Source organism: Alkalilimnicola ehrlichii, from assembly GCF_003399765.1.
Lineage (GTDB): Bacteria > Pseudomonadota > Gammaproteobacteria > Nitrococcales > AK92 > AK92.
Genome location: NZ_NFZV01000078.1, coordinates 1 through 1,205 on the forward strand (window position 1 = coordinate 1; position 1,205 = coordinate 1,205).

At 59.3% G+C, this 1,205-nt stretch carries 1 protein-coding gene; it reads left to right on the forward strand.

Annotation, left to right across the window (positions count from 1 at the left end; genetic code table 11):
• The first annotated feature begins 270 nt into the window (after nt 1-270).
• The gene (locus CAI21_RS22735; RefSeq protein ID WP_116304386.1) at nt 271-1,170 is read left to right on the forward strand and encodes a LysR substrate-binding domain-containing protein; all 900 of its coding nucleotides are present in this window, start codon (nt 271-273) and stop codon (nt 1,168-1,170) included.
• Nucleotides 1,171-1,205 lie beyond the last annotated feature (35 nt).

A 1,205-nucleotide genomic window follows, 5' to 3' on the forward strand; every position in this document is an offset into this window, starting at 1 on the left:
AGCCAGCTGCGCGCCTTGCTGAGCCGTGAGCATCCCGTCATTGATGAAGTACGGCAACAGCGGAGCGAAGATGAATCGCCCAAGCGTATGCACGACTAACAACGCCGCGGCACAAGCCAGCAACGTGATAATGATTTGCCGTGAAGAAGGAGCTTGGTCGGTCACGTTGAGCCCAGCCCTAAATGAAACTAAGAGCAGTTTAGGCTGGACAAAGAATCACTAAAAATGAAAACTCCTGAAATATATTTTCATTAATAGTGAATCTCAACCATGAACGACTGGCAACGCCTGAATCCGCTGCTGCTGCGCTATTTTTTGATGGTAAATCGGACCGGCACCCTCGGCGCTGCAGCCCGGCAGCTGCACTGCGTACCCTCCAATGTGTCCGCTCGGTTACGCCAGTTGGAAGAGCAACTGAACGCAGCGCTGTTCATGCGTCGCGGCCAACGCCTGCGGCTAACTCCAGCGGGCGAACGGCTGCTGCCTTATGCCGAGCAGCTTGAAGAACTATGCCAGGCTGCGTGGCGCAGCGTGCATACAGACGAGTTGGCCGGGAATCTTCGTCTCGGCGCGATGGAAACCACCGCCGCCGTCTGGTTGCCTGAAGCACTCGCTCGTTTTCACCGTGATGCGCCGCGCGTGAACCTGACGCTTGCCACCGGCACCAGCCGCCATCTCATCGAACAAGTGTTGGCGGGGGAGTTGGACGCCGCGTTGATCGCAGGCGCACCTGACCACCCCGGCTTGATAGAAGAGACGGTCTGGCATGAAGAATTGATGTTAGTGCTACCGCCCGGGATCAGCCCCGACAACCTCACCGAGGCGCCAGTCTGCCTCATCGGTTTCGCCGTCGGCTGCCACTACCGGGAACGGCTGGAGCGCTGGAGCCAACAGGCGGAACTGAAAGTATCCGCCCGGCAAAACTACGGATCGGTAGAAGCGATTCTTGGCAGCATTGCCGCTGGTATGGGCGTCGGTCTCCTGCCGCGTAGCCTGCTGGAGCAGCACCCGCGTGCGCCGCTGGTTAAGGCATACCACCTGCCGCCCGCAATAGCGGATACCCCTACCCGGCTCGTTCGGCGACGCGACGCACCGGAACACCCCGCACTGAACTTACTGATGGAGCAGCTAGCGGCGCGATGTCTCACACCCGCGCGGGAAGAAACCTGAGAATAGCCGTTCAACGCTGTATCTCATCACGGCGC

What these genes read in the sequence shown, in the direction of transcription:
- CAI21_RS22735 (WP_116304386.1), top strand. Translation starts at nt 271, where the DNA reads ATGAACGACTGGCAACGCCTGAATCCGCTGCTGCTGCGCTATTTTTTG.